This window comes from Kitasatospora sp. NPDC047058 (assembly GCF_040643935.1).
Lineage (GTDB): Bacteria > Actinomycetota > Actinomycetes > Streptomycetales > Streptomycetaceae > Kitasatospora.
The window spans coordinates 1-1785 of the sequence record NZ_JBEYVJ010000788.1 but is presented as its reverse complement, the minus strand read 5'-3'; the positions used below and the strand labels follow the sequence as shown (position 1 = coordinate 1785).

At 74.2% G+C, this 1785-nt stretch carries 1 protein-coding gene; it reads right to left on the bottom strand.

Translation table 11 applies throughout. The annotated features are described in order from the left end of the window. Positions 1-41: 41 nt before the first annotated feature. Complete coding sequence (locus ABZ885_RS40505) at positions 42-1526, bottom strand: hypothetical protein (RefSeq protein ID WP_360200119.1); 1485 nt, start codon at positions 1524-1526, stop codon at positions 42-44. Positions 1527-1785 lie beyond the last annotated feature (259 nt).

Below are 1785 nucleotides of genomic sequence, written 5' to 3'. Positions count from 1 at the left end.
CGCCCCCGGCCGCGCGCCGGCCCGGACCGGCGGCCGCCCGCTCAGGCGAGCCTGGGCCGGTTCGTGGCGTCCGCCCTCCGCAGCTCGCGTCCCAGCTCCGCGCGGAGCTCGTCCACCACCGGCACCCCCCGGTAGCGGGCGGTCAGCCGGTACATCTCGCGCAGCCGGTCCCACGTCCGGTGCGAGGAGTTCTGGCCGATCAGGTTCATCACCATCTTGGCCTGGAACTCCGCCGCGTCCGGCTCCCCGGTGAGCCAGTGCACCGAGGCCAGGGTGATCCGGTCGAACAGTGCCGACCGCAGCTGCCCGGTGCCCTCCCGCAGCGTGATCACCCGCTCGGCGTGCTTCCGCGCCTGCGGCGCCGCCGCCGGATCGTGCTCGGCGAGGGTGCGCAGCACCAGCGCCTGCATCCCGCGCAGCTCGGCCTCGTCGAAGACCTGCATCCAGGACGGCGGCGCCTCGGGGACGTCCTCGGCGAACAGGTCCTCGGCCTCGCCGAGCAGCCGCCAGGTGTCCTGGGAGTGCCCGATCGACGCGTGCGCCCAGGCCTCCACCGTGTTGAGCATCGCCCGCGTTCTGGGCAGCACCCGGCCGCCGCCGGCCTTCGCGGCGGACATCAGGTCGAGCGCGTCGTCGGCCCGGCCCAGGTGGACCATCTGCCGGGCGGCGCGCGAGATCGCCTCGCCCGCCCGCGGACGGTCGCCGGCCTCCTTGGCCGCCTCGGCGGCGATCACGAAGTACTTCTGCGCGGTCGGCTCCAGGCCGACGTCGTGCGACATCCAGCCGGCCAGCACCGCGAGGTTGGCCGCGACCAGCCACAACCGCCGTTCCACCGGCGGGTCGTGGCGGTGCGTCAACAGGCCTCCCACCTCGTTGAGCTGACCCACCACCGCCTTGCGCTGCAGGCCGCCGCCGCGCGCGGCGTCCCAGGCGCGGAACACCTGCACCGAGCGCTCCAGCGCCTCCACCTCGTCGAGCCCCACCGGGCCCGCGTCGTACACGTCCACCACCGGCCGGGCGGCGCCCTGGCCCGTGATCACCGGTCGCGGGCCGGGTACCGAGGCCGCGTACGCGACCGCGTCCCCGCCCAGCCAGCCCTTCAGGGAGTCGGCGACGACCGCCCCGGCCGTGAGCGCGGCACCCGCGCCCACCAATCCACGTCGGTTCAGCATGAGGTCCATTCCCGTGAACTCGGTGAGGACCGCGGCCGTACGATCCGGCTCCCATGGATGTGCTGCGGGCTGCGCCGCTCCGGTCCTGGTGGGCCGGTGTCGTTCCAGACCGAGGTCCTCAGTGGTGACGACACGGCCGAGCCGCTCCGTGAACACGGCTGCCAGCACCCTCGGCACCGGATCGCGCGGGACCTCGCCCTGCTCGATCCACCGCCGTACCCTCGAGGTGTCGGTGGACAGCTGCTGCTGTCCCATCGCGGCACCCCGCCGGTTGACCAGCCGCGCGAGCTCGCCCTTCGACCATCCGGTCAGGACGAACAGATCGGCGAGTCGGGTGTTCGGCCCCTTGCTCACGTGAAGCCCCCAGGTTCCTCGGCTGGTTCGAGGCTAGAGGCTCCGTCATGTGCCAGGCGAGCATTCGCCAGGCTTCGCCAGGGTCCGCCACATTACGAACCAGTGCCGTCCGGGTGTGATGTAGAGGTGTGCCACCCCGCCCCTCGGGTCGGGCGGCGCTCCAGGCCGGAGACGGGTGTCCCCCGTCCGGGTCGGCGGGCGTCCCCGGTCCTCACCCGAGGGGGTGGCGCGGCCGGGTGGCGCGGGGGCGCCGGGCACG